At 50.8% G+C, this 675-nt stretch carries 1 protein-coding gene; it reads right to left on the bottom strand.

The window, feature by feature from the left end:
• Nucleotides 1-126 precede the first annotated feature (126 nt).
• Nucleotides 127-675: RNA-guided endonuclease TnpB family protein (locus KNO86_RS14575; RefSeq protein ID WP_214697379.1), on the bottom strand; the 549-nt coding region annotated here is incomplete at its 5' end.

Here is a 675-nt window from a genome sequence, read left to right as displayed (position 1 = left end):
TGTGAACTACTCGCCACTTATTTGCTTCGCAAATTGAAGGGGGAGCTTCTTGGGAAGACCGTGCTCTTACCAGCCACGATTGTTTACCAAGCTCGTCGGGTGGTTCCCACCCTGAAGGAATTCGTTTTAGTTTGCCAACATCAACAGATTGATGCTCGCGTTGATGTCTCGGTCATGATGCGCGCCCCAGGCACACGTCCATTCACGCACGTCCATCGCCTTCTTCTCGCCTTTTACGCCGCAAGAAGAACAGATCTGCGTCGAGGCGTACCAGGGGTCTGCCTTGATGAGCATCCGTCCGTAGAAGGTACATTTGTATTCCAACTGCCGGACAAACTCATACCAACTGACATCCCCGATGGACTTGGCGACCTTATGGTTTTGCATCATATCCTTTGATTTCAATGTCTCCACGACGATGACTTGGTTCTCGTCAACGATCCGTCTCGACAGTTTGTGAAGGAAGTCCTTGCGTTGGTTGGCAATCTTTTCGTGTTTCTTGGCCAAAAGTAATTTGGCTTTTTCACGATTCTTGCTCCCGATCTTCTTGCGCGACAGCGCCCGTTGCGCCTTCTTGACCTTCGCCTCGGATTGTCGAAGGAAACGTGGGTTTTCGATTTTCTCCGAGACCATCGCGTCGTTCGTCATGACGGCGAAATGTTCCAAACCGAGATC

The sequence above is a fragment of the Exiguobacterium sp. s160 genome (assembly GCF_018617575.1).
Lineage (GTDB): Bacteria > Bacillota > Bacilli > Exiguobacteriales > Exiguobacteriaceae > Exiguobacterium > Exiguobacterium aestuarii_A.
Note: the sequence above shows the minus strand (reverse complement) of the source record. Positions and strands in the feature narration are given on the sequence as shown.